Here is a 25141-nt window from a genome sequence, read left to right on the forward strand (position 1 = left end):
GGTTTTTTAAAAAGTTTCCCCCCACACAATTGTTGACATTCGTAACTGTACGAATTATTATTACAGTACTCTTCGCAAGGAGGCCGTCTGTGACGTGAATAGTGAATTTACCATAGCTGTTCACAGCTTGGCGTTGTTGGCTCATATCCCAGAGCATATGGCAAGCAGTGAGCTCATCGCAAAAAATGTATGTACGAATCCTGCCAGAATTCGCAAAATCATGAGCATTCTACGTAAGAACGGATTTGTGAAGACCAAAGAGGGAATTGGCGGCGGTTATATACTCGCGTGCGACCCGAATGAGGTCACCTTGGCTGAGATATATCGTTCGATCTCGAACGGTACGCTGAAGCCGCACTGGTGTTCGGGAGATCCGCAAGAAGCGTGTCAGGTTTCTGCGAATATGCATGGAGTCATGGATCAGATTTTTACCGAAGCAGAGATGTACTTCACGAAGTATTTGGAACAAATCACGATCCAGACCGTATTAGATAAAGTTCGTCAAGGATGTCAGGAGAATTCGCAACAGTAACCATACAAATTTTTAACGTGGAAACTGTAATAAATTCCGTTACAATTAGGAGGTGCACGAGAATGAATCGAGATGAGTTATTGGAAGTCGGAGAATGGATATTGGGCAAAACCAAATTCGGCGAATTAGTTCAAGGCTTCGTCGAAACAGATGATTCATTGCGAGGTACCGCGAAAGTTTATGTGGTTCATTGCGACAACGAAGAGACGATCGGCAAGCAGGTGGTGATTCCAAGACAGTGGATGGAACGCATTCCGGTAGGTTCTTTTGATGATGAAGAGCACATGCATGATCTAATCGACCTCGCCCTCGCAACCAAAGATAGAGAGTGGTTTATGGACCTGACTGCCAAGGCAAGCACCATGAAACAGACGTCAGGGAAAGAAGCCCGCAAAACAAGAAGCTCTTCCATTCGCAATCGCTTGGGAACTTCTGCTATTTGGGAGCAATAATTTTTCACTATACCGAGAGGAGTACGGAGTATGTCTAACGTGAATCATAACAGTTGGTTTGAAAAAGGAATGAGCTTTGCTGCGTACAAAGAAAGCATGAACGTCAACAAAGAAGAGCTGTCCCGCGTATACGATCAGCTCACATTTACTGACGAGGATCTGGCTGTCTGGAAGGACCTCTCCCAGCGCAATTGGAAAGGGGTCGTGCTGACCGCAGACTGGTGTGGGGATGCTTCCTTGTGCGTTCCTGTCATTCAGCGAATTGCCGAGGAAAGCAACATCGAATTACGCTTTCTTATCCGTGACGAAAATCTGGAGCTGATGGATCAATACCTGACCAATGGCACAGCACGTGCGATCCCGATCTTTATTTTCCTCGACCAGGATGGCTACGAGGCAAGAGTTTGGGGACCGCGTTCTCCAGAAGTGCAGGAAATGATTACGACGGCCCGCGCAGGATTGCCTGCTGCTGACGCTCCTGATTTTGAGGAGAAGCAAAAGGAGCTGTACCGCAGCTTCAAGCAGACGATTTCAACAGACCCAGCCATTTGGCGCACGGTGATTGAAAGTGTGAAAGCGAAGCTGCAAGGCTAAAGAGAAAATCTATAAGGATAGGACTGGATAAATGAATATGAATGCACAAGAGAATAGTCAGCGACCGATTCTCTTCCTGATGATTAACATGTTTATCGCCATGCTGGGAATTGGCTTGATTATTCCGATTTTGCCCGAGTTTCTCAAAGAGTTCGGCGCGGGTGGGGAGACGGCTGGATACTTGGTGGCGGCCTTTGGTGTGACCCAATTTCTTTTTTCTCCGATTGCGGGGGAATGGTCGGATAAGTACGGTCGTAAAATCATGATTGTAATGGGACTTGTCCTGTTTACGATCTCCAATCTGGTCTTTGCCTTGGCTGAACAGACTTGGGTGCTCTACCTTTCTCGTCTGATCGGCGGGATCGGGGCAGCAGCGATGATTCCGTCCATGCTGGCGTATGTAGCAGACATTACGACAGAGGATAAACGTGGAAAAGGACTGGGGATGCTCGGAGCTGCCATGTCGCTCGGATTTGTTATCGGGCCTGGTATTGGCGGATTTTTAGCAGAGCTTGGCTTGCGTATGCCGTTCTATATTTCCGCGGCAGTTGGTGCGGTAGCCACACTCGGTTCCATCTTTTTCTTGTCAGAATCACTTCCGAAGGAAAAGCAGCTTGTGGCACGAAACGCCAAAGAGAAGCAGGAAAACATCTTCGTACAACTCGGCAAGTCATTTCAATCGTCCTATTTCATCATGCTGGTGCTGGTCTTTACGATGACGTTTGGCTTGGCGAACTTCGAAGTTATCTTCCCGCTGTTCGTCGATGCGAAGTTCGCGTATACTCCGCGTGATATTTCCATCATTATCACAGTGGGAGCACTTGCTGGTACGATTGTGCAGGCAGCGCTGATCGGCAAGCTCATTACTCGTTTTGGCGAGAAGAAGCTCATTAACTGGACGTTCTTCTTGTCTGCTGTATCGATGGTGATGATGCTCTTGTCCGGTAACTTCTGGTATATGCTGATTATGACGGTTATCTTCTTTACCCTGACGTCGATTATGCGTCCGGCGATCAACACGCTGATCTCCAAGCGAGCAGGGGATGAACAAGGCTTTGTAGCAGGGATGAACAATGCCTATATGAGTCTGGGAAATATTTTTGGCCCAGCAGTGGCAGGTACGCTGTACGGGGTTCATTTGAACGCACCGTATTTGTTCGGCGCGATTATCCTGGTTCTCAGCTTGTTCTTGTCGCAAGTGGAAAGCCGTCGCAGCGTGAAAAGGGCAGTGGCTTAAAAATTTTTGTAAGCGGAAAAGAGTAGCGCAAAGTGTGGAAACGCTTTGTGTTGCTCTTTTTTTTGTTATAGGAAAAACGGCCTACATCTTTTATAATTTGTTCGAATTGGAATGATTTAGCATAATGTAGGGTGGAGTAAGAGGAGGGGGAAGCTTTTTGAAGAAATGGGCATCGTTTATTGTGTTTCTTATGCTAGTGATGACCGGCTGTACAGACGCTGATCCTGCGCAAAAAGACACTGCTGCGACACAACAAACCGCAAACATGCAGGAGCAGACGAAAACGTCTGATCAGACAACTTCAGATACATCCACACAAACGCAGGCCAGAGAGCCGCTGCCTCCTGTCAAGCGCGAGTTGACGGCATTTGAGCTCGCATTGGCAAACCAGGTGGTGGGGACGTATGCTGGCGAGAATTACGATGAAGAGAAGGTCAAAAAAGAATTGGATAAGCTCCCAGCTACACTTACTTCGGAGCAATATCTCGATGAACTGCTGAAATTACTCGGAGAGGACTACCGCCCGTTTGTACTCGCGTTTGCGAATTTTGATTCCAGTGTAGACGTTCACTTGCAGCGTCCGACTGAGGAGATTACCTTGCCGGAAACGCAAAAAACGCATTTTGCCTTGCTGATTGATGCGAGTGGCAGCATGAAAGGAAAAGTCGGCAAAAAAACGAAGATGGAGGCAGCTCGAGAGGCGATTGACCAATTTGCGTCAGTCCTTCCCAAAAACGCGACGATTTCTTTACGTGTATATGGGCATAAAGGAAGCGGCAGTGACCAAGACAAAGCGTTATCATGCGCCAGTACAGAGACCTTTTATTCGGAGACGGGTTATCAGAAGGAAGCATTTCAACAAGCATTGGGCAAAGTACAGCCAGCGGGCTGGACACCGATTGCAAAAGCGCTGCAAGCGGTGCAAGAAGATATTCCTGCCGGGACAACCGAAACATTCGTGTACGTGGTGAGTGACGGGATCGAAACGTGCGGAGGAAATCCCGTAGAAGCAGCCAAAGCACTGAACCAGTCGAGTATAAAGACCGTAGTGAACATTATCGGTTTTGATGTTGATAACGAAGGGCAGCGTATGCTCAAGCAAGTGGCGGATGCGGGAGCGGGGACATACATAACCGTGCAGGATGAAGAGGCTTTGAAAAAGCACCTTCGGGGCGAATACGATAAGCTCAAGCAAGCTTGGTATGCGTGGAAGGAAAATGCCAAAGAAGACGCACTCAGTCAAAAAGAAGCGAAGAAAAAACTCGCTGAAGATACCAAGGAAAAAGTAAAAGCGTTGGTGGAGGAAGAGAAACAAAGATTGCTGGACGCCAGGGAATATTTGAAAAAGAGATTTAACGGAAAAGGTGGAATTATGGATACCGATAGTGCCATTATCGACCGGAAGCAGGAAATATGGCGATACGCTGTGGATACAGGCAATGGGCTATGGAGAGATTCCGTTGACAATGGCAATCAGGAGTGGCGTGAAGTCATTGAGGAAGGACAACAAGGGGTTCGGGACGCAAACGACAAAAGACCTTGACCGTAATACGCTCGCTTGACATTTTTTTGAAACCAGTGTAAAAAATAAAGTAACGAAAATAACACCAACAAATTCATTGACGAGAAAGAGTAAGCTAATCCCCTTGTTCCCCAGAGAGTTGGCCCTAGTGCTGAAAGCCAACGTTCAAGACTTAGCCGAAAATCCTCTCCGAGAAGGAAAGCCGAAGCATTTGGAGTAAGCTGACCCGGAATCCCACCGTTACAAGGGACGCGTATGATGGTACGTAGTAGAGGTGCCGAAATGACATGCTAGCATGAAGATTTCGGAACAAGGGTGGTATCGCGAGATCAAATCTCGTCCCTTAGGGGGCGGGATTTTTTTGCGTTCTACGAACCTACACTTCTACGCAAACTACAGAAGAAGGAGTGTACATGATGAGGAAAGTAGACGTAAAAGAAAAAGCAAGGACACGAGAGTTGCGCGTTCTGGATCAGTGGAGGGAGGACGACACGTTCCGCAAGTCGATGGACAATCGGCTGGGAAAGCCAAACTTCGTCTTTTATGAAGGACCTCCGACTGCAAATGGACAGCCGCATATCGGCCACGTGCTCGGAAGGGTCATCAAGGATTTCATCGGACGTTACAAAACGATGTCCGGCTACCGTGTCGTCCGTAAAGCAGGTTGGGATACGCATGGTCTCCCGGTAGAGCTTGGGGTGGAAAAGCGACTTGGCATTTCTGGCAAGCAGGAGATCGAAAACTACGGAGTGGCCAAGTTCATCGAGGAATGCAAAAACAGCGTATTCGAGTACGAAAAACAATGGCGTGAGCTGACGGAAGGGATCGCTTACTGGACAGATATGGAGCATCCATACGTCACCTTAACTAACGACTACATTGAAAGCGTCTGGCACATCCTTTCTGAAATTCATAAGAAAGAACTGCTGTACAAAGGACATCGTGTCAGTCCGTATTGCCCGGATTGCCAGACGACGCTCAGCTCTCATGAAGTGGCGCAAGGCTATGAAGACGTGAAGGATTTGAGTGCGACCGTCAAATTCAAAAGCAAGACAAGCGATGACATCTTCCTGGCGTGGACGACGACACCATGGACACTTCCGGCGAACGTGGCTTTGGTTGTCAACAAAGAACTCGATTACGTGCGGGTGAAGCACAAGGATGAAGTGTACGTCGTAGCAAAAAATCTCGCGGAGAAAGTGTTCAAGGAAGACTACGAGGTTTTGTCCACGCACAAAGGGGCAGAATTCGTCGGTACCCCGTATGAGCCGCCTTTTGGCTATATCAAGGTAAACCATGGGCATATCATCGTCGATGCGGACTATGTCAGTGATACGAGCGGAACTGGCATCGTGCATACTGCGCCAGCGCACGGGGAGGATGATTATCGCACGACCCGTCAGCATGGTCTTGATTTTGTGAACGTCGTGAATTTGGCTGGCCGCTATACCGAGCAAATCTCAGATTTCGCGGGTCGCTTCGTGAAGGATTGCGACGTCGATATCGTAAAGGAACTGTCTCATCGCGGTCTACTGTTTTCCAAGGAGCGCTACGAGCACAGTTATCCGTTTTGCTGGCGCTGCAAATCACCACTGCTCTACTACGCGATGGAGAGCTGGTTCATCAAAACGACAGCGATCAAGGATCAGCTAATCGAAAACAACAGCAAGATCGACTGGTATCCAGGCCACTTGCGCGAAGGGCGCTTCGGGAAATTCCTCGAAGAGCTCGTAGATTGGAATATCAGCCGCAATCGGTATTGGGGGACGCCGCTCAATTTATGGCTTTGTCAGGATTGTGGCTACGAATATGCCCCAGACAGTGTAAAAGAGTTGCGTGAGAAGTCTGTGGCGCCGCTTGACGAGAATCTGGAGCTGCACAAGCCGTTTGTGGATGAGGTGAAGCTACGTTGCTCTTGCGGCGGTACGATGGAGCGGACTCCTGAGGTCATTGATGTGTGGTTCGACAGCGGTTCGATGCCGTTTGCTCAGTACCATCATCCATTCGGCGACGAAAAGGTATTTCAGGAGCAATACCCTGCCGACATCATTTCGGAAGGAATCGATCAGACACGGGGCTGGTTCTTCAGTTTATTGGCGGTTTCTACTCTATATAACGGAAAAGCGCCTTACAAGGCGGTCATCTCTACCGGTCACGTTTTGGATGAACACGGTCAGAAGATGTCCAAAAGCAAAGGAAACGGGATCGATCCGTGGGAGGTTATTGAGGAGTTCGGTGCAGATGCGTTCCGGTGGGCGCTCTTGTCTGACAGTGCGCCGTGGAGCAGCAAGCGTTTCTCCAAGCGGATCGTCGCCGAGGCGAAGTACAAAGTGATCGATACGATCCATAACACGCATGCTTTTTACTCGCTGTACGCCTTGATCGATGCATTCAAGCCAGAAGAGCATCTGCCACAGCCGCCTGTAAACGATTTGGATAGGTGGATATTATCCCGCTTGAACACCACCTTGCAGCACGTGGGAAAAGGACTGGAAACCTACGATTTCATGAATCCGGCGGGGCATATCGAAGCGTTCGTCGACGAGCTGAGCAACTGGTACATCCGTCGTTCGCGGGATCGTTTCTGGAGTAGCGGGATGACACCTGACAAAGTATCTGCTTACCAGACCCTGCGGGAAGTGTTGCTGACGCTGGCGAAGATGATCGCGCCTTACGCACCGCTGATCGCTGAAGATATGTACGGCAATCTGGGGGGAGAAGGCAGTGTTCATTTGACAGACTATCCGCAGGTGAACACAGAAGCAATCGATGAAACCCTTGAGCGGGACATGGAAACGGCTCGTCACATCGTGGAGCTGGCACGAAATGTCCGCAACGAAACTGGACTCAAGACCAGACAGCCTCTGTCCGAGCTGATTGTATCGATGGAGCAGCCATTTAACCTGGAGAGATTTTCTAGCATTATCCAAGACGAGATCAATGTCAAAAACATTCGGGTGGAGCAAAGCGACAGCAGCTTCGTGACGTATTATTTCAAGCTCAACCTGAAGGTAGCTGGGAAAAAATACGGCAAGCTCGTTGGGCCGATTCAAGGGTATCTAAAAGAATTGAAAGCAGCAGATGCACAGAAGGCAGTAGACAATGGCTACTTGGATGTGGAGGTCGCAGGAGAGAGCGTGCGGCTGACACTAGATGAGCTGCTCGTGGAAAAGCAAGGGAAGCAAGGCTTCGCTTCTGCATCTGGATATCAGCTCCACGTAGCCTTGAATACGACACTCACAGAAGAGCTTGAGCAAGAAGGCTTGGTTCGTGAAGTCATCCGCGTCGTTCAGGACGCGAGGAAAAAGCTGGATTTGCCCATCGATAAACGTGTCCAGCTCACACTGGATGTGGACGATGAGCTACGAGCAGCATTGGAGCGTTTTGATCATGTTTTACGTGAGAGTGTACTCGTTTCGGATGTGGCTTATGCGAAAGCAGCAGATATGGAAACCGTTTCGTTCGGAGACAAGACGTTTGGCTTGCACATCGGGTAACAAAGCAGTTGGATAAACAAACAGCTAGAGAACATGGATGATACACCAGTTCTCAGAGTCAAACCAAACGTCTTCATAATCATCCGCAACTGACAATCTGAGCTTTTCAGAAGGAATGTTCAGATGAATGGAGAAAGGGGTAGAGGCACGAAGACGAACATTCACCAGGAAGAGAGGAAATGCAGATGGACCAAGTGAAATGGAACGTTGGGGTGATTGGCGCAGGAGTCATGGGCGAGCGCATGATGAACGCTATCCGTACCCACGAAAAATTTCGAGTAGCCGCAGTGAGTGATGTATCAGCGGAGAGAGCACAGGAAGCCGCACAAAAGTCCGGTGATGTGCCTTGGTACACAAATTATAAGGAATTATTGAAAAAGGTAGAGCTGGACGTCATCTATTTGGCGGTTCCTCCCAAGTTCCATCATGCGATTGCTCTGGATGTACTGGCACACAAAAAGCATTTGCTCTGCGAAAAGCCGTTGGCTAATTCGTTAACAGAAGCGCAAGAAATGCTGGAGGCAGCAAATGATGCAGGGGTTGTCCATGCGATGAACTTCCCGCTCTACTATCAAGGCGTTTTTCCTGAACTTTCCCGCAGACTCGAAGAAATCGGAGATGTCCGCCGCATCGATATCCTGACGCATTTTCACCAGTGGCCGCGTCCATGGCAGCAAACACCTTGGCTGGCTGGTCGTGAGCAAGGCGGTTTCATCCGTGAAGTGCTGCCTCATTTCACTCACCTGACCTACGAGCTCTTCGGAGACCTGCATGTAGTCCGCTCAGAGGTAGATTATCCAGCAGATCATGACCTATGCGAGACAGGTGTATCGGCCTTCCTTCGTCTGACAGATGGTACTCCGGTTACGATCAATGGCTTAGCCGGTATCGCACATGAGGAGCATTTGGATTATCGCGTGTACGGGTCAAAAGGGACGCTGAGTGTCGTGAACTGGAGCAATCTGTTTGTGGGTGGACACGGTGAAGCGCTCGTTCCGGCTGAAGTTCCACAGCAAGACCGTCTCTCCCTGCTGTTGGATGAGCTGTCCATTGCGATGAATGGTGGAGATGCTAGACTGGTTACGTTTGAGACAGGCGTGAAAGTACAGCAAGTGCTGGAAGCATTGCTCGGACATGAAAAAGTACACTACATCAAATAGAAAGTAGCAAGAAAAGTCCACGAAAAAAGAGCAGGTAGGCAGGGAGATCACATCCTGCGCGCCTGCTCTTTTCTTTTTGCTATGGCTTGTATGTCTGTAAAAGCTGCTCAATTTGCTTGATGGCAAAATGGACATGCTTGTTGTCGCGGGTGAGTCTGCTTGCCATGATGGCTCCTTCAATGGAAGAGAAGATAACCGATGCGACTGCTTCTGCTTCCATTTCGGAACGAAATTCTCCCTGGGCAATTCCTTCTTCCAGTAATCCCTGCATGAACGATATCGTCTCTTGGTAAGCGGCGACGGCATAATCGCGAAGAACAGGGAACGAATGGTCACTTTCGACGGCTGTGTTGAGAAGCGGGCAGCCACCTTGGAGCGGGGGATTGTTTACCGCATCAGAATATACCTTTGCCATGGCTACGAGTTTTGCAGCGGCTGTGTCCTGTTTTTCTAGCGCAGCCGCAAAATGTTCATTCAATACTTCACCCGCATATTTGAAGGCCTCTATAGCGATTTCATCTTTACTGGAAAAACCTCTGTAGAGAGCGCCTTTGGTAAGGCCCGTGGCATCCATGATGTCTTGCATGGAGGTTCCTGTATAGCCGTTTTGATTAAACAGCTCTGCTGACTTCCGGATAATATGCAGCTTTGTTTTTTCGCCTTTTCGCATCGCGATAGTCCTTTCATTCGGCCAAAACGGTCTATATTCGTCCAAGTTATTGTAACATTTCTCTCGTGTACGAAAGAAGGCATTCATGTAAAATCAAAAAGAGACCGAACCGTTCGGTCTCTAAAATCGAACAAAGGGTTGTGTGGCAGGATGAACCGTATCAAACCGTATTCGATTGTCATTTTCGTCGCATGTATGGCGATCACGTATGCACTCGTGCAAAACTTTATCATCGATCCAGAAGCGCAAGGCTTTCTCAGTCACAAATCTGATTACAACAAAGAGCGAATGAACACATCAATCTGGCTTACGGTCATGTATGTCCATTTGTTTTTCGCCTTGATTGCCCTCGTCTGTGGAGTGGCTAATTTTTCGGACAAGCTGCTCGCACAGAACCGCAAGCTACATAAAGTAACAGGCTATGTCTATCTTTTTAGTGTGTTGGTTGTCGTAGTTACATCCGGATATATGGCCCCTTATGTAACGGGCGGAAAAGTGGCAAGTTGGCCCTTCCATTTATTGAACATCATCTGGCCTGCTATCACCATTACGGCGCTTGTCAAAATCAAAAAGCGTCAAGTCATGAAGCATAAGGAATGGATGGTCAGGAGCTTCGTCTTCTTGTTCACTAACATGCTGATTCATCTGGTGAAGCTGATTGTAGAGAAGGTGGTAGGTTTGCCGTATGAGCTCAGCTACACAATCGCTGTATATGTCGCCATGATTGGACTTGTCGTGACCGCAGAGATGATCATTCGTACGAAACTGCGTGCACCCAAAAAAGGATGAGAGAGACGCAGCGCTTCCTTGTTTCAGGGGATGCAGGAGATTGGGTTCAACTGCGTAGGCTTGTTATATTTAATTTGATTTACGAATTGTTTTCAATTATTATATCTAGAATAATAGATGAACGGATCAACGATGTTGATGAAGAGCAAGTACGTATCAGATAATGAGGTTCAGAGAGTCGGTGGTGCTGTGAACCGATCCTCACCTGATACCGAATGGGCTTCTGAATCGCTCCGCTGAACAATGAGTAGGCGCTGCCGGGATTCTCTCCCCGTTACCAAGAGAGGAGTATCGTAATGATGTTCGACATCTTACCGTACTTTAGAGTGAATCGCTTTTTGCGATTAAAAAAGGTGGTACCACGATAACCTCGTCCTTTATTGGGCGGGGTTTTTTGTATTACTTGAAAGGAGTGATGTCCATGGATGATGGTTGGTGGATCTCAAGATTACATGACAGAAACAAAAGTATGAGGAGGATCCTACGTGAAAGAACGTATTTTAACAGGCGATCGGATTACAGGAAAACTTCACCTTGGACATTACGTTGGTAGCTTGAAAAATCGAGTGGAGTTGCAAACCCAATACGAAACTTACTTAATACTAGCAGACGTTCAAGCCCTAACTACTCATTTTGAAAAACCAGAGTTGATTAAACAAAATTTGCGTAATGTGGCATTGGATTATTTGTCAGCAGGTATTCATCCTGATCATGCAACAATATTTATTCAGTCCATGATCCCAGAGATTGCGGAGTTAACCACTTATTTTTCTATGTTTGTTACGGTCAATTCTTTACGTCACAATCCTACAATAAAAGCGGAAGCCACGGAACGCGGGTTTCAAGATATGTATTACGGATTTCTCGGATACCCCGTAAGTCAGGCGGCTGATATTACCTTTTGCAAAGCGACGCTGATTCCCGTAGGAGAAGACCAGGTTCCTCATATCGAACAAACAAGGAAAATTGTCCGTCGATTTAACCAACTTTATAAACCTGTGTTATTGGAACCCAAGCCACTCGTTGGTGATGTCCCACGACTTGTCGGATTAGACGGAAATAATAAAATGAGCAAAAGTCTTGGCAACGCCATTGATTTGGACTCCACCCAAGAAGAGGTTAGTGAGAAGATAAAGAAAGCGACGACTGATCCTGCGCGAATCCATAAAACGGATGTCGGCCATCCTGAAATTTGTCCAGTCTATGCTTATCATCAAGCATTTCGGAAAGAGGGCTCCGATGAGATTTATGAAAGTTGTAAAAAGGGGCAAATAGGATGTATGGAATGCAAACGAAAAATTTCTCAAAGTATTAACGATTTGCTTGAACCCATGAGGGAACGGAGAAGAGTGTATCAAAACGATCCCAAAAAGGTCGATGAAATTCTTATGTCGGGTACTGAAAAAGCCCGCCTTGTAGCAAAAGAAACAATGCAAGAGATACGTGAAGCAATGAGTATGAACTATTTCTAATCGATTGTTTTCTTTATACAGGGAATATCCTGGATTAATAAAAAAGCCGATATTCTCTACTACTGTAATGAATATCGGCTTTTTTCCATCCCATTCACCTCCAGGAGGACCAGCATTTTTGATGGTTTCTGCGCAGGTGTCTTAAAGGGCATCCTTCGTTTTCGCCTTACTGCTGCAAAGCTTTGCTCTGCATCAAAAAGTCGATAAACGTACGCATAATCCCGTGAACAGGTGTATCCTTGAGGTAAATCAGCTCGAAGTTCCGGTTGATTTGCGGCAGATTCAGGACGTCTACTTCCTGCAACTCGCCTTCGCACAAGTCTTTGGAGATGGCAAAGCGAGGCAAAAAGGCGATGCCCAGCCGTTGTTTCACCATACGCTTCACGACCTCGATGTTGTCAGCCTCCATGACGACATTGTTTTGTAGCTGAAAATGGCTGAACGCATTGTTGATCAGCTTCCAGTCGAGCGAACCCCGATTGAACAAGATCAGTCGTTCACGTGCGACTTCTTCAATGGAAACCTGATGGCGGAATCCAAACGGATGATCCGGATAAATCGCTAAGACCATGTCATCCGGCATCAGTTGAATCCGGTTAATCTGTGGATGGGTAACGGCACGAGCAATTCCGAATGACACCTCGTGGTTCAGAACCATATCGAGCACCTGATGGGAATGCCCGGTAAGGATCGTCAGTTTGATTTTAGGGTACAACTGCTGGAATTGCTGGACGAGGTCAGGCAAAATGTAAAAGGCGGAGACAAAAACGGTGGAGATGGTCAATTCTCCCTCTACATCGCCTTGCGATCGCTGAATCGCTTGCTGTCCCTCTTGCAGCATATGCATGATGTTTTTCGCATAAGGAAGGAACAGATCGCCTTCTTTTGTAAGAGAAATCGTATGACCCGTACGCTGAAACAGCTTACAACCCATAGTCGTCTCGAGTGCTTTGATCCGCATGCTGACCGTGGGCTGTGACAGATAGAGTAAATCAGCCGTTTTGCTGAAGCTCCCGGTCAGGGCGACAAAGATGAATGCTTCCATTTGCTCCATGTTCATGAGTAGTGGCTCCGTTGTGTGAATTTTTAAACTTTCCGCAAAAAGGCGGTCGCGCCTCCTCGAATAAGCCTCGATAATGTTTTCTTAAGTGACTTATAGCAATAATTTATTGGATTCGCTCTCCAAAATACATTACCTTAACATTAACAGAATAGGTAGTGTTCTCAAAGGAAATTAGCACAAGGGATGGATACAGATGACCAAGATGCCGATTATCGATTTGCACTGTGATGCACTGCTGAAAATTTGGGAGAAAAATGGGGCTCTGTCCTTTGCGGATGCGGACGAGCTGGATGTCAACAGGAAACGGCTACACGATGGCGGGGTAAAGCTACAGTGCTATGCCATCTGGACATCACCTGAATTGTCCACGGAGCAACGTTTTCAAAAAGCTTTGGATCAAATTCATTACTTTTATTCAGAGGTGCTCGGGAAACATCCAGAAATGAAACAAATCCGTGATTGGAGCGATCTCGACCATTTGCAAGAGGGAGAGATCGGAGCGTTGCTGACGTTGGAAGGTGTTGAGCCAATCGGCAACGATTTGAAGAAGCTGCACATTTTGTATCAGTTAGGGGTTCGCTCTGTGGGCCTCACCTGGAACTTCGCGAATCTCGCTGCGGATGGTGCGCTGGAACCGAGGAATGCCGGACTGACGACTTTTGGTAAAGAAATCATTCAGTTCCACAATGAGCATAAAATGTTGACGGACGTCTCGCATCTAGGGGAGGGTAGCTTCTGGGATACGATTGAGCTCGCTACATACCCGATCGCGAGTCATTCGAATGCACGGACGATCTGCGACCATCCACGCAATCTGAGGGATGAACAGGCAAAAGCGTTATTTACCAAAGGCGCGAATGTACACGTCGTCTACTGCACTCAGTTTATCAATGAAACGACACCAACCACGATAGATGATCTGATCAAGCATATCGATCATTTTTGTTCACTCGGTGGCGTGCGTCATATCGGGCTCGGCTCAGACTTCGACGGCATTACCGCAAAGGTCGTGGACTTGGAGCATGCGGGTCAGAGCCAAAACCTGATCAACGAGCTGCTCAAGCATTATAAGGAAGAAGAGGTGCGCGGGTTTGCCTATGAGAACTTTCTGCGCAATCGTCCCGTGTAAGCGATCGGCATAGCCTTACGAAAGGAGTGAAATGCATGACGAAAAAAATTCGGCAGCTCGGTGCGACAATCGGGAGGCTGCCGGTCGGTGAGAAAAATGACATTACGGATGTAGCCGGAGTCCGAGTGGGACATGTGACGATCCAGCATGAGCTGGACAACGAGGACTATGCCTGCACCGGTGTAACAGCCATTTTGCCACATAGCGGTAGCTTGTTTCGCGAAAAGGTAACAGCAGCCAGCTATGTGATCAATGGCTTCGGCAAAACGACGGGACTCGTGCAAGTAAATGAGCTAGGGGTATTGGAATCGCCGATCATGCTCACGAATACGTTTTCCGTTCCCGCAGTTACACAAGGGACTCTGCAATACATGCTGGATACGAACGAAGAGATCGGGGACACGACCGGAACGATCAACATTGTGGTGGGCGAATGCAACGATGGTCATCTCAATTCTATTCGCCGCTGTGTCGTGCGTCCGGAAGATGCTAGAGAAGCGATTCTGAACGCAACGGATCAGGCCGTAGAAGAAGGCGCTGTCGGGGCAGGGACGGGAATGATTGCCTTTGGCTATAAAGGTGGTATCGGCTCGTCTTCTCGTATCGTGGTGGCTGAGGAGCAGGTCTATACATTGGGGGCTTTGGTACTCAGCAACTTTGGCAACAAGAATGATTTCTTGGGAGCGAATCTGTTCACAAGCTGCAAAAGTAATGAAAACGCAGTAGAGAAGTCCGAGGATGGCTCCATCATCATCGTACTGGCGACAGATGCGCCGCTCAGTGATCGACAACTGCTTCGGGTAGCAAAGCGCGCAGGAATCGGTTTGGGACGCACGGGGAGCCATTTTGGGCACGGAAGCGGCGACATCGTTATCGCTTTTTCCACAGCGCAAAAAATTCCACATCAGACAACAGCCATTACGGAAACGCGCGTGCAACTACGTGAGGATCACCCGATCATGAACGAACTGTTTGCTGCTGCGGCAGAAGCGACAGAGGAAGCCATCTACCATTCTCTTGCGCAAGCAGTCACGACTATGGGAAGAAAAGGACGCATCGTTCATGCGTATCCGAGTCAGGACATAGGAGAGTAGTAACATAACCCTACAACTGGTGACATACCTTGAGTGTAAAGAGGTGCATGGTGTGAAACAGGAGGTAGGGTTATGTATATTGAAGTCGAAAAGGGTGTCACGGTTTTTGTTGAAGACCTCAATCCTGGCCCGAATAGCAAAACGATTTTTTTCGTTCACGGCTGGCCGCTCAACCATAACATGTTTTCCTACCAATTCAACGTACTTCCCCAGCACGGGTTCCGCTGTGTTGCCATGGACATCCGCGGCAACGGCCAATCAGACAAACCGTGGAGCGGCTATACGTATGATCGCTTAGCAGATGACATCTATGTCGTTTTGGAAGCATTACAGATAAGAGATGCCGTCTTGCTAGGTTTTTCAGTGGGTGGAGCCATTTCGATTCGGTATATGTCTCGTTATGAGGGGCGTCATATTTCGAAATTAGCGTTAGTGGATGCGGTTTCTCCTTCCTTTGTGAAAATGCCGGGTTCTCCATACGGCGTCTCGAAGGAGCAAGCAGAGGGGCTGATTAGTCAAATGTACGCCAATATGCCTGAGTTATTAAACACGGTTTCTTTGCAGTTTTTCAATCGAAATTTAGGGACTGCTACACTCCAGTGGTTTGTCAAAATGGGGCTGGACTCGGCTTCTTATGCGCTCATCAAAATCATGCAAGCAGCATCGAGAGAGAATGTAATCAATGACTTGAGTCAAATCCGTGTGCCAACCGGAATCTTTCATGGGATTCACGATCAATTGATTCCATTCAAAAGCGCCGAGCTCACCCAGCAGCAAATCAAAGGGTCGAAGCTGTTTCCGTTTGATAACAGTGGACACGGCTTGCCGATTTGTCAGGCGGATGATTTTAATAAGAAGCTGATGGAGTTTATTCAATCATAATTCGTAAGGGAACTGACAGCCGATATTTCTGCCTAATGTGCAGGATATCGGCTATTTCTTTTAGAACTTACCAAAATATAGTTTTCAATAGCACATGAAAAATCAACGATTAAGGATGGGGAAATTGAAGAAAAAACTATCGATCTCTATACTACTTATAGCAATATTGGTGGGAGGTTTTTATTTCCTTGTAAAAGGTAATCCGCCATTGGATATTGGTACTCTTGCTTCAAGCAAAGATCGTAAATCTGTTGTTGTGGGAATTGGCAATAAAGGCTTTGGTGAAGTGAAAATAATAGATGTTTCGGTTAATAACAATGAAAAACCATCAAAAACAAAAGTTCAGGTTAGTAATGCTTTACAAGGATTCATCATAACTGACGATTATGATAATAAGGAATCAATACCCTATGGATTTCAGAAGATAGAGGATACATCGATGAAAGCTGGCACATCTGAGGGTACTGCTACGAAAAACGATGAAATTTATGGACTTAGTGTTATTCATCATGAAGCGATAAACAGAGTCAATATAAAGTACAGCTATCTGGGAATTACATTTGATGAAATGGTGTTCTTTCAAGCGGAGGTAAATCGATGAGCCAAATGAAAGTTGTACCTGTCGAAGTTCCCTGGATGATCAGCCCCTCACATGATTTCGTCGGTTTTACTGGTTATGAGGAGCGGGAAGTAAGCGTGGAAGTGATGTGTGGATATAATCAAAAGCGCTACGATAAAGTCTTGTCTAGGCTGCAAGAGCAGTATGGGGAGGACATCCCGGACGACGAATACAATAAAGCGGGGAACGCTATCATTAAAATTACTTTCCAGCCGATTTGTCTTTTTACGATGTACGGTAAAATGGAGGGCTACGAGCGATATGATTTCAGCATGCTCGATCAGTACTATAATGGGAGACTGTCTTTTCGTAACGAATGGGACAAAACCGATGTTTGCCCAAACCCAGGATTTTACGAAGTAGTTGAGTCAAAAGTAAAAGAAGCATTTGGCTTTACGTCCCCTAAAGTAAAGCATTGGGTATTATGCGCGCATGACTCATGTATCGATGTGTTGGCCTATTCATTTGAATGGGAAGAGGTTGAATGGGGGAAGGCCAAATAACGGCCTCTCCCAGCTAGAAATACCGAGAAAAAATCAAAAGGCATTGCCCGTTCTTGCAAACAAGAGGGCGATGTCTTTGTTTTTTGTCCTGAATTGAACAATTTGTTCAATGCGAGCCAGACAATTTGTTCAAATCGTTCAAAGGCAATCGAACAATGTACACGTAGAAGAAGTACGGATAGAGTCCAGATTTCGTTTATTTTCAGACGAAAATATGTTTGGCATGAAAATTGCTAATAAAATAATCCTCGGAGAAGAGAAACGATTACGTTACTCTCGACGCACGACACTCGATTGGATTTTTCTTCATTTCCTACAGCAAGGTGTTATATTCATGTGTTTTTACGAAATCATAAATGAATCTGGTAGGTTAATCTTCGAAAAATGATCGAGTGGTGCGAAGAAATCACCGGAGGGATATTTTATGCAAATGAAAGCTGCTGTTACTCACTCAAAAGGTGAAGAATTTCGTATTCAAACAATTCAACTCGATGAACCTAAGAATGGAGAAGTTCTGATTCGCGTCGTAGCTTCTGGAATTTGCCACACAGATATGATTGCGCGTGATCAAGAATATCCAGTTCCACTCCCAGCCGTTTTGGGCCATGAAGGTGCGGGTGTAGTTGAAAAGGTAGGCGAGGGTGTTACTTATGTAGAGCCTGGCGATCATGTGGTGCTCGGTTTTGCCCATTGCGGAAAATGCCACTATTGCTTGAGCGGACGTCCGTATGTATGTGAAAGATTTTTCGAGCTGAACTTCCTTGGCAATATGGAAGATGGGACAAAAAGACATCACTGCGAAGAGAAAGGGTTGTCCAACTTTTTCGGTCAGTCCTCTTTTGGAACGTACACGATTGTAAACGAGCGCAATCTGGTGAAAGTAGACAAAGATGTAGATTTGGCTCTTTTGGGACCGCTTGGCTGCGGAATTCAAACAGGTAGTGGCACGGTCATAAACAGGCTGAAGCCAGAGGCAGGATCAAGCATTGCCGTGTTTGGTGCAGGAGCGGTGGGGCTTAGCGCGATCATGGCTGCGAATGCAATTGGCTGCGGTACGATCATTGCGGTCGATGTGCATGATAACCGTCTTGAACTGGCAAAAGAACTGGGTGCGACCCATGTCATTCATGCGCGAAATGTTGATCCGGTAGAAGAGATCAAGAAGATTACCAATGGCGGCGTAAACTATGCAGCAGAAACTGCTGGTAGACCAGGCGTATTGCGTCAAGCTGTCGATGCACTCACGTTCTGCGGAGTCGTAGCGCAAATCGGGGCACCACCACTCGGAACCGATGAGAAAATCGATACGAACGACTTGCTCTTGCTCAACAAAACCATTACTGGCGTAGTAGAAGGGGCTTGCGTACCGCGCATTTTCATTCCGCAGTTGATCAATTTGTACAAGCAAGGGAAATTCCCGATGGACAAGCTGGTAAAATTCTATCGTTTCGATGAAATCAATCAAGCGGTGGCCGATTCTCATAGCGGTAAAACAATCAAAGCAATCATCAAGATGGACTAGCTAGGAGGACACTTCATATGAGCAACATTTTCAATGAGTACACAAAACAATACATTAATGGCGAATGGCGAGAAGGCAAGAGCCAGAATAGCTATACCAACCGCAACCCATACGATCAATCCGAGCTGGTGAGCATCAAGCTGGCTACGGTTGAAGATGTAGAGCAGGCGTACGAATCTGCAAAAGCAGCACAAAAAGAGTGGGCAAAAACGAATGCGTACGTTCGCTCTGGCATCATTCACAAAATCGCAGAAGCGGTAGAAAAAAATCGTGAGCTGCTCGTGAATATTTTAGTCTCCGAGACAGGCAGCACATTTGCAAAAGCAAACGCGGAAGTTGATTTTGTGGTCGGCGATATTAAGGAATACGCGTCTTTGCCATTACGGATGAAAGGTGAAATCCTGCCTTCTTTCATTCCGGGCAAAGAAAACCGCGTCTACCATCTGCCTGTTGGGGTAGTAGGGGTAATCAGCCCGTTTAACTTCCCGCTGTACTTGTCTATCCGCGCTATCATCCCTGCTTTGGCTACTGGTAACGGCGTTGTGGTCAAGCCGGATCTGCAAACGTACATCTCCGGTGGATTAGTCATCGCGAAGCTGCTCGAAGAAGTGGGATTGCCAAAAGGCTTGTTTAACGTAGTCGTTGCAGATATTGCGGAAATCGGCGATGCCATGATTGAAAATCCGATTCCAAAAGTCATTTCCTTCACAGGCTCTTCCGCTGCTGGTCGTCGAATCGGCGAAATCTGCGGCAGAAACCTGAAAAAAGCTTCTCTGGAACTAGGCGGAAACAACGTGATGATCGTCCTGGAGGATGCAGATGTCGAGCAAGCGGCAAGTGCGGCTGTCTTCGGGAAGTTCCTCCACCAAGGACAAGTTTGTATGGCGTTGAACCGCATTATCGTCCATCGCAAAATCTATGATCAATTTATTGACGCTTTCGCGAAAAAAGCTTCCGTCATCCAAGCGGGCAATCCAGCAGACCCGAATACCTTTGTCGGTCCGCTTATTAACGAAAGACAAGTAGATAAAATTCAAGGCTTGGTCGATCAAGCAATCGCGGAAGGTGCGCGTGTTATCAAACGCGGTGAAGTGAAAGGCACACTGATGGAGCCAGTGATTCTGGCAGATGTCACAAATGATATGGCGACAGCTAAGAATGAAGTATTCGGTCCCGTTGCCAATATTTTGCCGGTGGATAGCGAAGAGGAAGCAATCCGCATCGCAAACGAAACTGATTTTGGCTTGAGCGGATCATTGTTTACACGCGATTTGGAGCATGGCGTAGAAGTCGCTCTGCAAATCGAAACAGGTATGATGCATATCAACGATCAAAGCATCAACACCGAGCCGAACGTACCATTTGGCGGAGAAAAATCATCCGGCTTGGGACGCCATGGTAGCGATTGGTCTCTGCATGAATTTACGTCTCCACGCTGGGTATCCGTTCAGAAGGAAGCTCGTCCGTTTCCGTTTTAATCACGAAATGTCAAATCCCCTCGGTTCAAAAGGCCGGAGGGATTTGTTGTTTTTTGTTTGAGTTGCTGTAGTGGGGGAAGAAGCGCATTTCCAGTCTACGCTTCGGCCTACGCCCCGCTGTGGGTTGGACTGTCCGCTTCGGAATAAATGGCGGGAGCGCTTCAAACGTAGAAGTTTTCGATGAAGTATTCCATAAGTGAAGCTGAAAACCCCCGCCATTTATTCCTACGCTGGGACGGGCTCCAGAGGCGCTTTGACTGGAAATGCGCTTCTTCTACGCAGCTTTTGTCAAAGTCTTTGTTCGTTTATTCATGAGGGGATGCAATGATCTCGCAAGCTTTGCATCGAAGTATCTTCGTAAGCTTAACCTAAGCAGTAATCTTTTAAGCGAGTACAACCACCGAAGGTAGGGATGACCCCGTAGCAGGTAGCCCAAGAACTTGAGCGTTTTCTTCTTTTTTCTCCCCACCACTATAGCCCGACATAGAGTTATAATAAAAGAAGGAGAGATAACTAGATGGGAGGGTAGGCTATGTACAAAAATCGGATAAAGGCCAGAGATTCGTTTCTCTCAGCCGGACAGGTAAAAGCTGATGTTCCCGTCAGTATTTCTGAATCGTGGAGCAGGAGCCTGTCCTATAAAATCGATCCGAATTTGCGAAAAACGCCTGAAGTACTCAACCAAATGGATGTCCACATGCTACAGGAATCCAGCTTGTTATACCATGCATATCAATCGATTATTCCAAAGATCCAATCTTTCATCCATACAAAATATTCCATGATACTAGCGGATCACAAAGCGAGATTACTCCATGTCAATGCCGACCACCAATTGAGGGAGTTGTTAACCAGCTTCAATGCGGTTCCAGGCGGAGTGTGGAGCGAGGAGCTATGCGGAACGACTGCGTTCGGCACCACCCTCGTGGCGGGACAGCCAGTCGTCATCCACGATGCACAACACTTTTGTGAGAGCTGGCAAAACATTTCCTGCGCGGGTGTGCCGATTTTTCATCCGATCACGAAACAGGTGATTGGCGTATTGGATTTGACGAGCTTTGCACAAGATTTTCCTGCCCATGCCTTAGTCTTAACGCAAACGGTCGCGAAAAGCATGGAGATGGAGATTTTCAATCAGCTTCAAATTCATCGACTGTATCTCGAAAATACGTTTTTAGAAAAAGAGTTGTCCATTTCCAATGATTTACTGGTGGCCATTGATTTGGAAGGGCAGATCGTACGGAGCAATGATCCGGCTACAAGCGACCAGCAAGAGTGGTACAACAGATTCGACTGGCAGCACTTCTTCCAATCCTGTCAGGAGCAATCGGACCTTTCCTTGTTATCCACTATCGTTCCGGTTGAGCGGCCTTTGCCTTTTTCGCCTGATCCTGCTGCGGGCAGACTTCAGCTCGTGTTTTACAAAAATCGGTTGATCGGTGCGCTTATTCAAATGCGTCGTCAACCTGCGCGTTCTGCGAAAATCGTTGGAATTGCCGATCGTCCATCCCAAAATCGTGGACTGCCGAGTAAGGGAACTGCGAAAGAAATGGTGGGGGAATCACCTCAGTGGCTTGGGTTGCTGCAAAAGTTGGACAAGGTCGCTGGGCGTGATATGTCTGTGCTCTTGATCGGGGAAAGCGGAACGGGAAAAGAAGTGCTATCCCAGTACATTCACGAACATAGCTTGCGAAGACATAAGCCTTTTGTGGCGGTAAACTGTGCAGCCTTTGCCCATGATCTGGTTGCGAGCGAGTTGTTTGGCTATGCACCGGGGACGTTTACGGGCGGCTTGAAGGAAGGAAAAGTGGGGCTGTTTGAAGCTGCGGACGGGGGCACCTTGTTCCTGGATGAAATCGCGGAGCTCCCATTACCCATTCAGGCCATGCTCCTGCGGGTATTGCAGGAGAAGCAGGTGACCCGCATCGGAGAATACAAAGCTCGTCCTTTGGACATTCGGATCGTCGCTGCCAGCAATAAGGATCTGAAAAAAATGGCAGACGCCGGAGAATTCCGTTTGGATCTCTACTTCCGGTTGAATTCGATAGAACTAAAAGTCCCGCCACTGCGCGAGCGAACAGAAGACATCGTCCCAATGGCCGAACGCTTTTTGGGCGCGCATAGGCACGGTTCGTTTGCATACCGCTTGATGCCCGACACAATAGACGCACTACGACTGTACGATTGGCCGGGAAATGTCCGAGAGCTGAAAAATGCGATCGAGCATGCTGTCGTCTTTGCGGAGGATGACCGAATCTTCCCATGGCATATACCGGATATGATCCAGGAGTCAACAGGGACAACGGATGACAGCAAACGGCTTTTGCAGCCCACGCTGCTAGATGATGAACGTACGCAAATCGTGGAAGCATTGAACGACAGCCGCTACAACTACACAAAGGCAGCGAAGCTACTGGGGATTTCCCGGGGCACGCTGTACAATAAAATGAGAAAATATGAGATTACGTAGAAAAGGAGTGTTCCGAAGGCATGTTGAAAGGCTTTTGGAACACTCTTTTTGCTAACTAGAATCTAATAGCCGAAGGCAGGGGAATAGGAATGGACCACGCGAGCGTTTCAGCTTTGGAAGCATTTGTGCAGCAGTTCATGGAGAAGGAAAAGGTGCCGGGGCTCTCTATTGGCATCTCCCGGGATGGTGAGACCATCTATCAAAAAGGCTTTGGTGTGACCGATCTGGGGACGAATCAGCCAGTAACACCCGAGACTATTTTCGGCATTGCTTCGGTTACCAAATCGTTTACGGCTGCAGCCATCATGCAGCTTGTGGCAGAAGGCAAGCTGTCTGTTGACGACTCAATTCGCAGCTATTTGCCTGATTTGCAAGTAAAGGGGGATATACATACTGACAAAATCACGATTCACCATTTGCTCTCCCACACTTCAGGTGTTCCACCGCTGCTGCGGCGTGAAGAACTGACGAGACTGCCCGAGCATATTGCCTATTTGAGCGAAGTCCAATTTGACCCCCTTGGTGTGCCAGGTGAGTATATCAGTTACAGTAACGACATGTTTCTCCTGCTGGGAGCCATTATCGAGCGTGTCACTGGGAAGCGCTACCGTACCTATGTAACAGAACGCCTGCTAGCGCCGCTCGAAATGAATCGCTCGACGTATAACCTGGAAGAAGTCGCTCGCTTTTCCGATGTCTCCGTCCCTTATGTCAAAGGGGAGGAGCAGCAACTAAAAAAAGTGCCGTGGCCCACGCTCGGCAACTATGAAGTGGGGGGAGGCATCCGCTCCTGCGTCGTTGACTTGCTAAAATACGGTCAGCTCTATATTAATGCCGGGCGTTATAAAGAGAAGCAGGTCGCAGATGGAGCCTCGCTTAGAGCCATGTGGCAGCCGGTTCATCGACTGACAAAAGACGCCTGGTATGGCTATGCGCTCAAAACAACCCCCAATTATGCAGAAATAACGCTAGTTGAGCATGGGGGCGGTCAGCCTGGGGTATCGTCGAACTTCGGGTTTGTACCGGAAAAAGGGCTGGTCGTCACCGTTCTTTCCAACCTGGAAAACGTGCCAATTCGCAACGTCTGGCTGGCTGCTGTGAATGCTGCCCTTGGTTTGCCGCTTGTACACAAAGAAGACGAAGCTCCGCTCTATACGCCAACGAGAGAAGAGCTAGAGAAGCTCGTCGGGACGTACACGTCAGGGGAAGGCGGAAGATTGCGACTCTTCCTTCGAGATGATGCTCCTGTTGCAGAGGTAGCTGGTGTTGAGTACGAATTACGGGCCAGCAGCCACGATACGCTGATCGATGTACAAAACGGACAACCTCTGCGCTTCTTTTTCAAAAAGCAGCAGCAAGCATGGGCGGTCCTCATGGGGCTGAGGATGCTTTGTAGGAGTGAAGACAAGTTCTAGACTGACTCCATAAATGAAACAGCGGCGACCCAAGGCATGATCATAAAGTCTTGGACTCGCCGCTGTTATGACTAATTATGACTAATAATGATACATCGAGATGAAAAAGGACAGAAAGCAAAGAACGAGCGCCGGTAATGCTTTCGGAAAAGGATCTCTAGCAATCACAAGTAGGATGAAAGCAGCTACCAACATGGTCACGCCTAAAAGCAATCCTGATAGGAATGCAGCGATCGAAAACCATATTCCAATAATCAAGCCAATGGAACTGATGATCTCAATAAAGCCCGTTAAGAAGTTAAAGATGGGAGGGAGTCCAAAGCGGTCAAATTCATTCGCCATTTTACCGGAAATAATTTTTGTACCTGTAAACATAAAGAAGATCGCAACGATGACTTGCAAAACGATTAGGGTCATGACAGCTTCCTCACTTTCGTTATTCAGTATCAATCAAATGTATGCTATAGCATGTATTTGCTAGAAAAAGTATCTGCATCTCCATTTATTCATCTTTTACTACTTGATAGAGCTTGTCGAGCAATGCATGTAATTCCGCAATCTCTACATCGGTAAGGTTTTGCGTTACATGGCTATGCGCTTCGGTAACGACGGGTAGTAGCTTTGATTTGAGCTCCATCCCTTTGTCACTCAGCAACAAGTTATGAGAGCGTTTATCCGCGTCATTTAACGTGCGAATGACGATTCCCTTTTTTTCAAGCGAGTAGATCATTCTGACGACGGTGGTTTGATCGCGGTCAATCGCATCCGAAAGATCCTTTTGTGTGATCGCTCTTTCTCCATCCATGACACTAAGAATGCCCCATTGCTCTGGCGTGATCTCAAATTGTTTTAACCTCTTCTTAAAATAGTTCGTCATTTTCATATCTGTTCGGTGAAGAAGAAATCCGGTCAGATTGAATAATTCCATTGAAAATCCAACCCCCTTCATTTACATGCTGTAGCATATAAGATGCTAACGTATTTATTCCAGTTAGTCAAATAAATAGTATCGAGAAAGCCTCACTGAAAAAAGAGTAAAGA

The 25141-nt window shown here is 47.4% G+C and carries 23 protein-coding genes and 2 other annotated features; of the genes, 18 read left to right on the forward strand and 5 right to left on the reverse strand.

Annotated features, from left to right (window positions below; all coding sequences use genetic code 11):
• Window positions 1-94: 94 nt before the first annotated feature.
• The 6 genes from AB432_RS08155 to ileS all read left to right on the forward strand — a co-directional run bounded on the left by AB432_RS08155 (window position 95) and on the right by ileS (window position 7834).
• A complete protein-coding gene (locus tag AB432_RS08155) occupies window positions 95-532 on the forward strand; it encodes an RrF2 family transcriptional regulator (RefSeq protein ID WP_048031845.1) in 438 nt (145 codons plus the stop codon).
• 62 nt (window positions 533-594) lie between these two features.
• Window positions 595-984, forward strand: a complete 390-nt coding sequence (locus AB432_RS08160; RefSeq protein WP_048031846.1) for an IDEAL domain-containing protein — start codon at window positions 595-597, stop codon at window positions 982-984.
• A gap of 30 nt (window positions 985-1014) precedes the next feature.
• Window positions 1015-1578 carry a thioredoxin family protein gene (locus tag AB432_RS08165; protein WP_048031847.1) on the forward strand — a complete coding sequence of 188 codons (564 nt, stop codon included), beginning with the start codon at window positions 1015-1017 and terminating at the stop codon, window positions 1576-1578.
• A gap of 31 nt (window positions 1579-1609) precedes the next feature.
• Window positions 1610-2815, forward strand: a complete 1206-nt coding sequence (locus tag AB432_RS08170; RefSeq protein ID WP_082195888.1) for an MFS transporter — start codon at window positions 1610-1612, stop codon at window positions 2813-2815.
• A 157-nt stretch (window positions 2816-2972) separates the two neighbouring features.
• A complete protein-coding gene (locus AB432_RS08175; RefSeq protein ID WP_048031848.1) occupies window positions 2973-4358 on the forward strand; it encodes a VWA domain-containing protein in 1386 nt (461 codons plus the stop codon).
• Between the two features lie 67 nt (window positions 4359-4425).
• Window positions 4426-4684, forward strand: a binding site (T-box leader).
• A gap of 69 nt (window positions 4685-4753) precedes the next feature.
• A complete protein-coding gene (gene ileS, locus AB432_RS08180) occupies window positions 4754-7834 on the forward strand; it encodes an isoleucine--tRNA ligase (protein ID WP_048031849.1) in 3081 nt (1026 codons plus the stop codon).
• Between the two features lie 24 nt (window positions 7835-7858).
• On the opposite strand, the gene AB432_RS30470 is transcribed toward ileS, so the two are convergent.
• A complete protein-coding gene (locus AB432_RS30470) occupies window positions 7859-7999 on the reverse strand; it encodes a hypothetical protein (RefSeq protein ID WP_162630231.1) in 141 nt (46 codons plus the stop codon).
• Window positions 8000-8019: 20 nt separating this feature from the next.
• Here AB432_RS30470 and AB432_RS08185 point away from each other — a divergent pair, with 20 nt between their 5' ends.
• Window positions 8020-8994, forward strand: a complete 975-nt coding sequence (locus AB432_RS08185; RefSeq protein ID WP_048035735.1) for a Gfo/Idh/MocA family protein — start codon at window positions 8020-8022, stop codon at window positions 8992-8994.
• A gap of 79 nt (window positions 8995-9073) precedes the next feature.
• Here the strand turns inward: AB432_RS08185 and AB432_RS08190 are convergent, their stop codons facing one another.
• Window positions 9074-9664, reverse strand: a complete 591-nt coding sequence (locus AB432_RS08190; RefSeq protein ID WP_048031850.1) for a TetR/AcrR family transcriptional regulator — start codon at window positions 9662-9664, stop codon at window positions 9074-9076.
• A 150-nt stretch (window positions 9665-9814) separates the two neighbouring features.
• Here AB432_RS08190 and AB432_RS08195 point away from each other — a divergent pair, with 150 nt between their 5' ends.
• Together AB432_RS08195 and trpS are read left to right on the forward strand one after the other, a co-directional pair.
• The gene (locus AB432_RS08195) at window positions 9815-10453 is read left to right on the forward strand and encodes a DUF2306 domain-containing protein (RefSeq protein WP_048031851.1); all 639 of its coding nucleotides are present in this window, start codon (window positions 9815-9817) and stop codon (window positions 10451-10453) included.
• 126 nt (window positions 10454-10579) lie between these two features.
• Window positions 10580-10834: a binding site (T-box leader), on the forward strand.
• 104 nt (window positions 10835-10938) lie between these two features.
• Window positions 10939-11925, forward strand: a complete 987-nt coding sequence (gene trpS / locus AB432_RS08200) for a tryptophan--tRNA ligase (protein WP_048031852.1) — start codon at window positions 10939-10941, stop codon at window positions 11923-11925.
• A gap of 166 nt (window positions 11926-12091) precedes the next feature.
• On the opposite strand, the gene AB432_RS08205 is transcribed toward trpS, so the two are convergent.
• Window positions 12092-12985, reverse strand: a complete 894-nt coding sequence (locus tag AB432_RS08205; RefSeq protein WP_048031853.1) for a LysR family transcriptional regulator — start codon at window positions 12983-12985, stop codon at window positions 12092-12094.
• 196 nt (window positions 12986-13181) lie between these two features.
• Here AB432_RS08205 and AB432_RS08210 point away from each other — a divergent pair, with 196 nt between their 5' ends.
• The 9 genes from AB432_RS08210 (at window position 13182) to AB432_RS08250 (ending at window position 24100) form a co-directional block, all read left to right on the forward strand.
• Entirely contained in the window at window positions 13182-14117 is a 936-nt protein-coding gene (locus AB432_RS08210) for a dipeptidase (RefSeq protein WP_048031854.1), read from the forward strand.
• A 35-nt stretch (window positions 14118-14152) separates the two neighbouring features.
• Window positions 14153-15211 (forward strand): DmpA family aminopeptidase, encoded by a 1059-nt coding sequence (locus AB432_RS08215; protein WP_048031855.1) that lies wholly within the window; start codon window positions 14153-14155, stop codon window positions 15209-15211.
• A gap of 72 nt (window positions 15212-15283) precedes the next feature.
• Complete coding sequence (locus AB432_RS08220) at window positions 15284-16093, forward strand: alpha/beta fold hydrolase (protein WP_048031856.1); 810 nt, start codon at window positions 15284-15286, stop codon at window positions 16091-16093.
• 94 nt (window positions 16094-16187) lie between these two features.
• Complete coding sequence (locus AB432_RS08225) at window positions 16188-16694, forward strand: hypothetical protein (RefSeq protein ID WP_235617641.1); 507 nt, start codon at window positions 16188-16190, stop codon at window positions 16692-16694.
• Window positions 16691-17215, forward strand: coding sequence for a hypothetical protein (locus AB432_RS08230; protein ID WP_048031858.1), 525 nt, complete (start codon window positions 16691-16693; stop codon window positions 17213-17215). Before AB432_RS08225 ends, AB432_RS08230 begins: the two co-directional genes overlap by 4 nt.
• 424 nt (window positions 17216-17639) lie before the next feature.
• Window positions 17640-18737 (forward strand): NAD(P)-dependent alcohol dehydrogenase, encoded by a 1098-nt coding sequence (locus AB432_RS08235; protein ID WP_048031859.1) that lies wholly within the window; start codon window positions 17640-17642, stop codon window positions 18735-18737.
• A gap of 17 nt (window positions 18738-18754) precedes the next feature.
• Window positions 18755-20215: an aldehyde dehydrogenase family protein gene (locus tag AB432_RS08240; RefSeq protein ID WP_048031860.1), complete on the forward strand. Its 1461-nt coding sequence runs from the start codon at window positions 18755-18757 to the stop codon at window positions 20213-20215.
• 532 nt (window positions 20216-20747) lie between these two features.
• On the forward strand, window positions 20748-22685 hold the full coding sequence (locus AB432_RS08245) for a sigma-54-dependent Fis family transcriptional regulator (protein ID WP_048031861.1): 1938 nt from the start codon (window positions 20748-20750) through the stop codon (window positions 22683-22685).
• An 89-nt stretch (window positions 22686-22774) separates the two neighbouring features.
• Window positions 22775-24100: a serine hydrolase domain-containing protein gene (locus AB432_RS08250; RefSeq protein WP_048031862.1), complete on the forward strand. Its 1326-nt coding sequence runs from the start codon at window positions 22775-22777 to the stop codon at window positions 24098-24100.
• A gap of 81 nt (window positions 24101-24181) precedes the next feature.
• On the opposite strand, the gene AB432_RS08255 is transcribed toward AB432_RS08250, so the two are convergent.
• Together AB432_RS08255 and AB432_RS08260 are read right to left on the reverse strand one after the other, a co-directional pair.
• Window positions 24182-24517 (reverse strand): DoxX family protein, encoded by a 336-nt coding sequence (locus tag AB432_RS08255; RefSeq protein ID WP_048031863.1) that lies wholly within the window; start codon window positions 24515-24517, stop codon window positions 24182-24184.
• Between the two features lie 85 nt (window positions 24518-24602).
• Window positions 24603-25028, reverse strand: coding sequence for a MarR family winged helix-turn-helix transcriptional regulator (locus AB432_RS08260; protein WP_048031864.1), 426 nt, complete (start codon window positions 25026-25028; stop codon window positions 24603-24605).
• Window positions 25029-25141 lie beyond the last annotated feature (113 nt).

Origin of the sequence: Brevibacillus brevis, assembly GCF_001039275.2 — a bacterium.
Lineage (GTDB): Bacteria > Bacillota > Bacilli > Brevibacillales > Brevibacillaceae > Brevibacillus > Brevibacillus brevis_C.

What these genes read in the sequence shown, in the direction of transcription:
- AB432_RS08190 (WP_048031850.1), bottom strand. Translation starts at nt 9,664, where the DNA reads ATGCGAAAAGGCGAAAAAACAAAGCTGCATATTATCCGGAAGTCAGCA.
- AB432_RS08235 (WP_048031859.1), top strand. Translation starts at nt 17,640, where the DNA reads ATGCAAATGAAAGCTGCTGTTACTCACTCAAAAGGTGAAGAATTTCGT.
- AB432_RS08215 (WP_048031855.1), top strand. Translation starts at nt 14,153, where the DNA reads ATGACGAAAAAAATTCGGCAGCTCGGTGCGACAATCGGGAGGCTGCCG.
- AB432_RS08255 (WP_048031863.1), bottom strand. Translation starts at nt 24,517, where the DNA reads ATGACCCTAATCGTTTTGCAAGTCATCGTTGCGATCTTCTTTATGTTT.
- AB432_RS08205 (WP_048031853.1), bottom strand. Translation starts at nt 12,985, where the DNA reads ATGAACATGGAGCAAATGGAAGCATTCATCTTTGTCGCCCTGACCGGG.
- AB432_RS08240 (WP_048031860.1), top strand. Translation starts at nt 18,755, where the DNA reads ATGAGCAACATTTTCAATGAGTACACAAAACAATACATTAATGGCGAA.
- ileS (WP_048031849.1), top strand. Translation starts at nt 4,754, where the DNA reads ATGAGGAAAGTAGACGTAAAAGAAAAAGCAAGGACACGAGAGTTGCGC.
- AB432_RS08210 (WP_048031854.1), top strand. Translation starts at nt 13,182, where the DNA reads ATGACCAAGATGCCGATTATCGATTTGCACTGTGATGCACTGCTGAAA.
- AB432_RS08220 (WP_048031856.1), top strand. Translation starts at nt 15,284, where the DNA reads ATGTATATTGAAGTCGAAAAGGGTGTCACGGTTTTTGTTGAAGACCTC.
- AB432_RS08160 (WP_048031846.1), top strand. Translation starts at nt 595, where the DNA reads ATGAATCGAGATGAGTTATTGGAAGTCGGAGAATGGATATTGGGCAAA.
- AB432_RS08165 (WP_048031847.1), top strand. Translation starts at nt 1,015, where the DNA reads ATGTCTAACGTGAATCATAACAGTTGGTTTGAAAAAGGAATGAGCTTT.
- AB432_RS08230 (WP_048031858.1), top strand. Translation starts at nt 16,691, where the DNA reads ATGAGCCAAATGAAAGTTGTACCTGTCGAAGTTCCCTGGATGATCAGC.
- AB432_RS08195 (WP_048031851.1), top strand. Translation starts at nt 9,815, where the DNA reads ATGAACCGTATCAAACCGTATTCGATTGTCATTTTCGTCGCATGTATG.
- AB432_RS08225 (WP_235617641.1), top strand. Translation starts at nt 16,188, where the DNA reads ATGAAAAATCAACGATTAAGGATGGGGAAATTGAAGAAAAAACTATCG.
- AB432_RS08245 (WP_048031861.1), top strand. Translation starts at nt 20,748, where the DNA reads ATGTACAAAAATCGGATAAAGGCCAGAGATTCGTTTCTCTCAGCCGGA.
- AB432_RS08260 (WP_048031864.1), bottom strand. Translation starts at nt 25,028, where the DNA reads ATGGAATTATTCAATCTGACCGGATTTCTTCTTCACCGAACAGATATG.
- AB432_RS08170 (WP_082195888.1), top strand. Translation starts at nt 1,610, where the DNA reads ATGAATATGAATGCACAAGAGAATAGTCAGCGACCGATTCTCTTCCTG.
- AB432_RS08250 (WP_048031862.1), top strand. Translation starts at nt 22,775, where the DNA reads ATGGACCACGCGAGCGTTTCAGCTTTGGAAGCATTTGTGCAGCAGTTC.
- AB432_RS08185 (WP_048035735.1), top strand. Translation starts at nt 8,020, where the DNA reads ATGGACCAAGTGAAATGGAACGTTGGGGTGATTGGCGCAGGAGTCATG.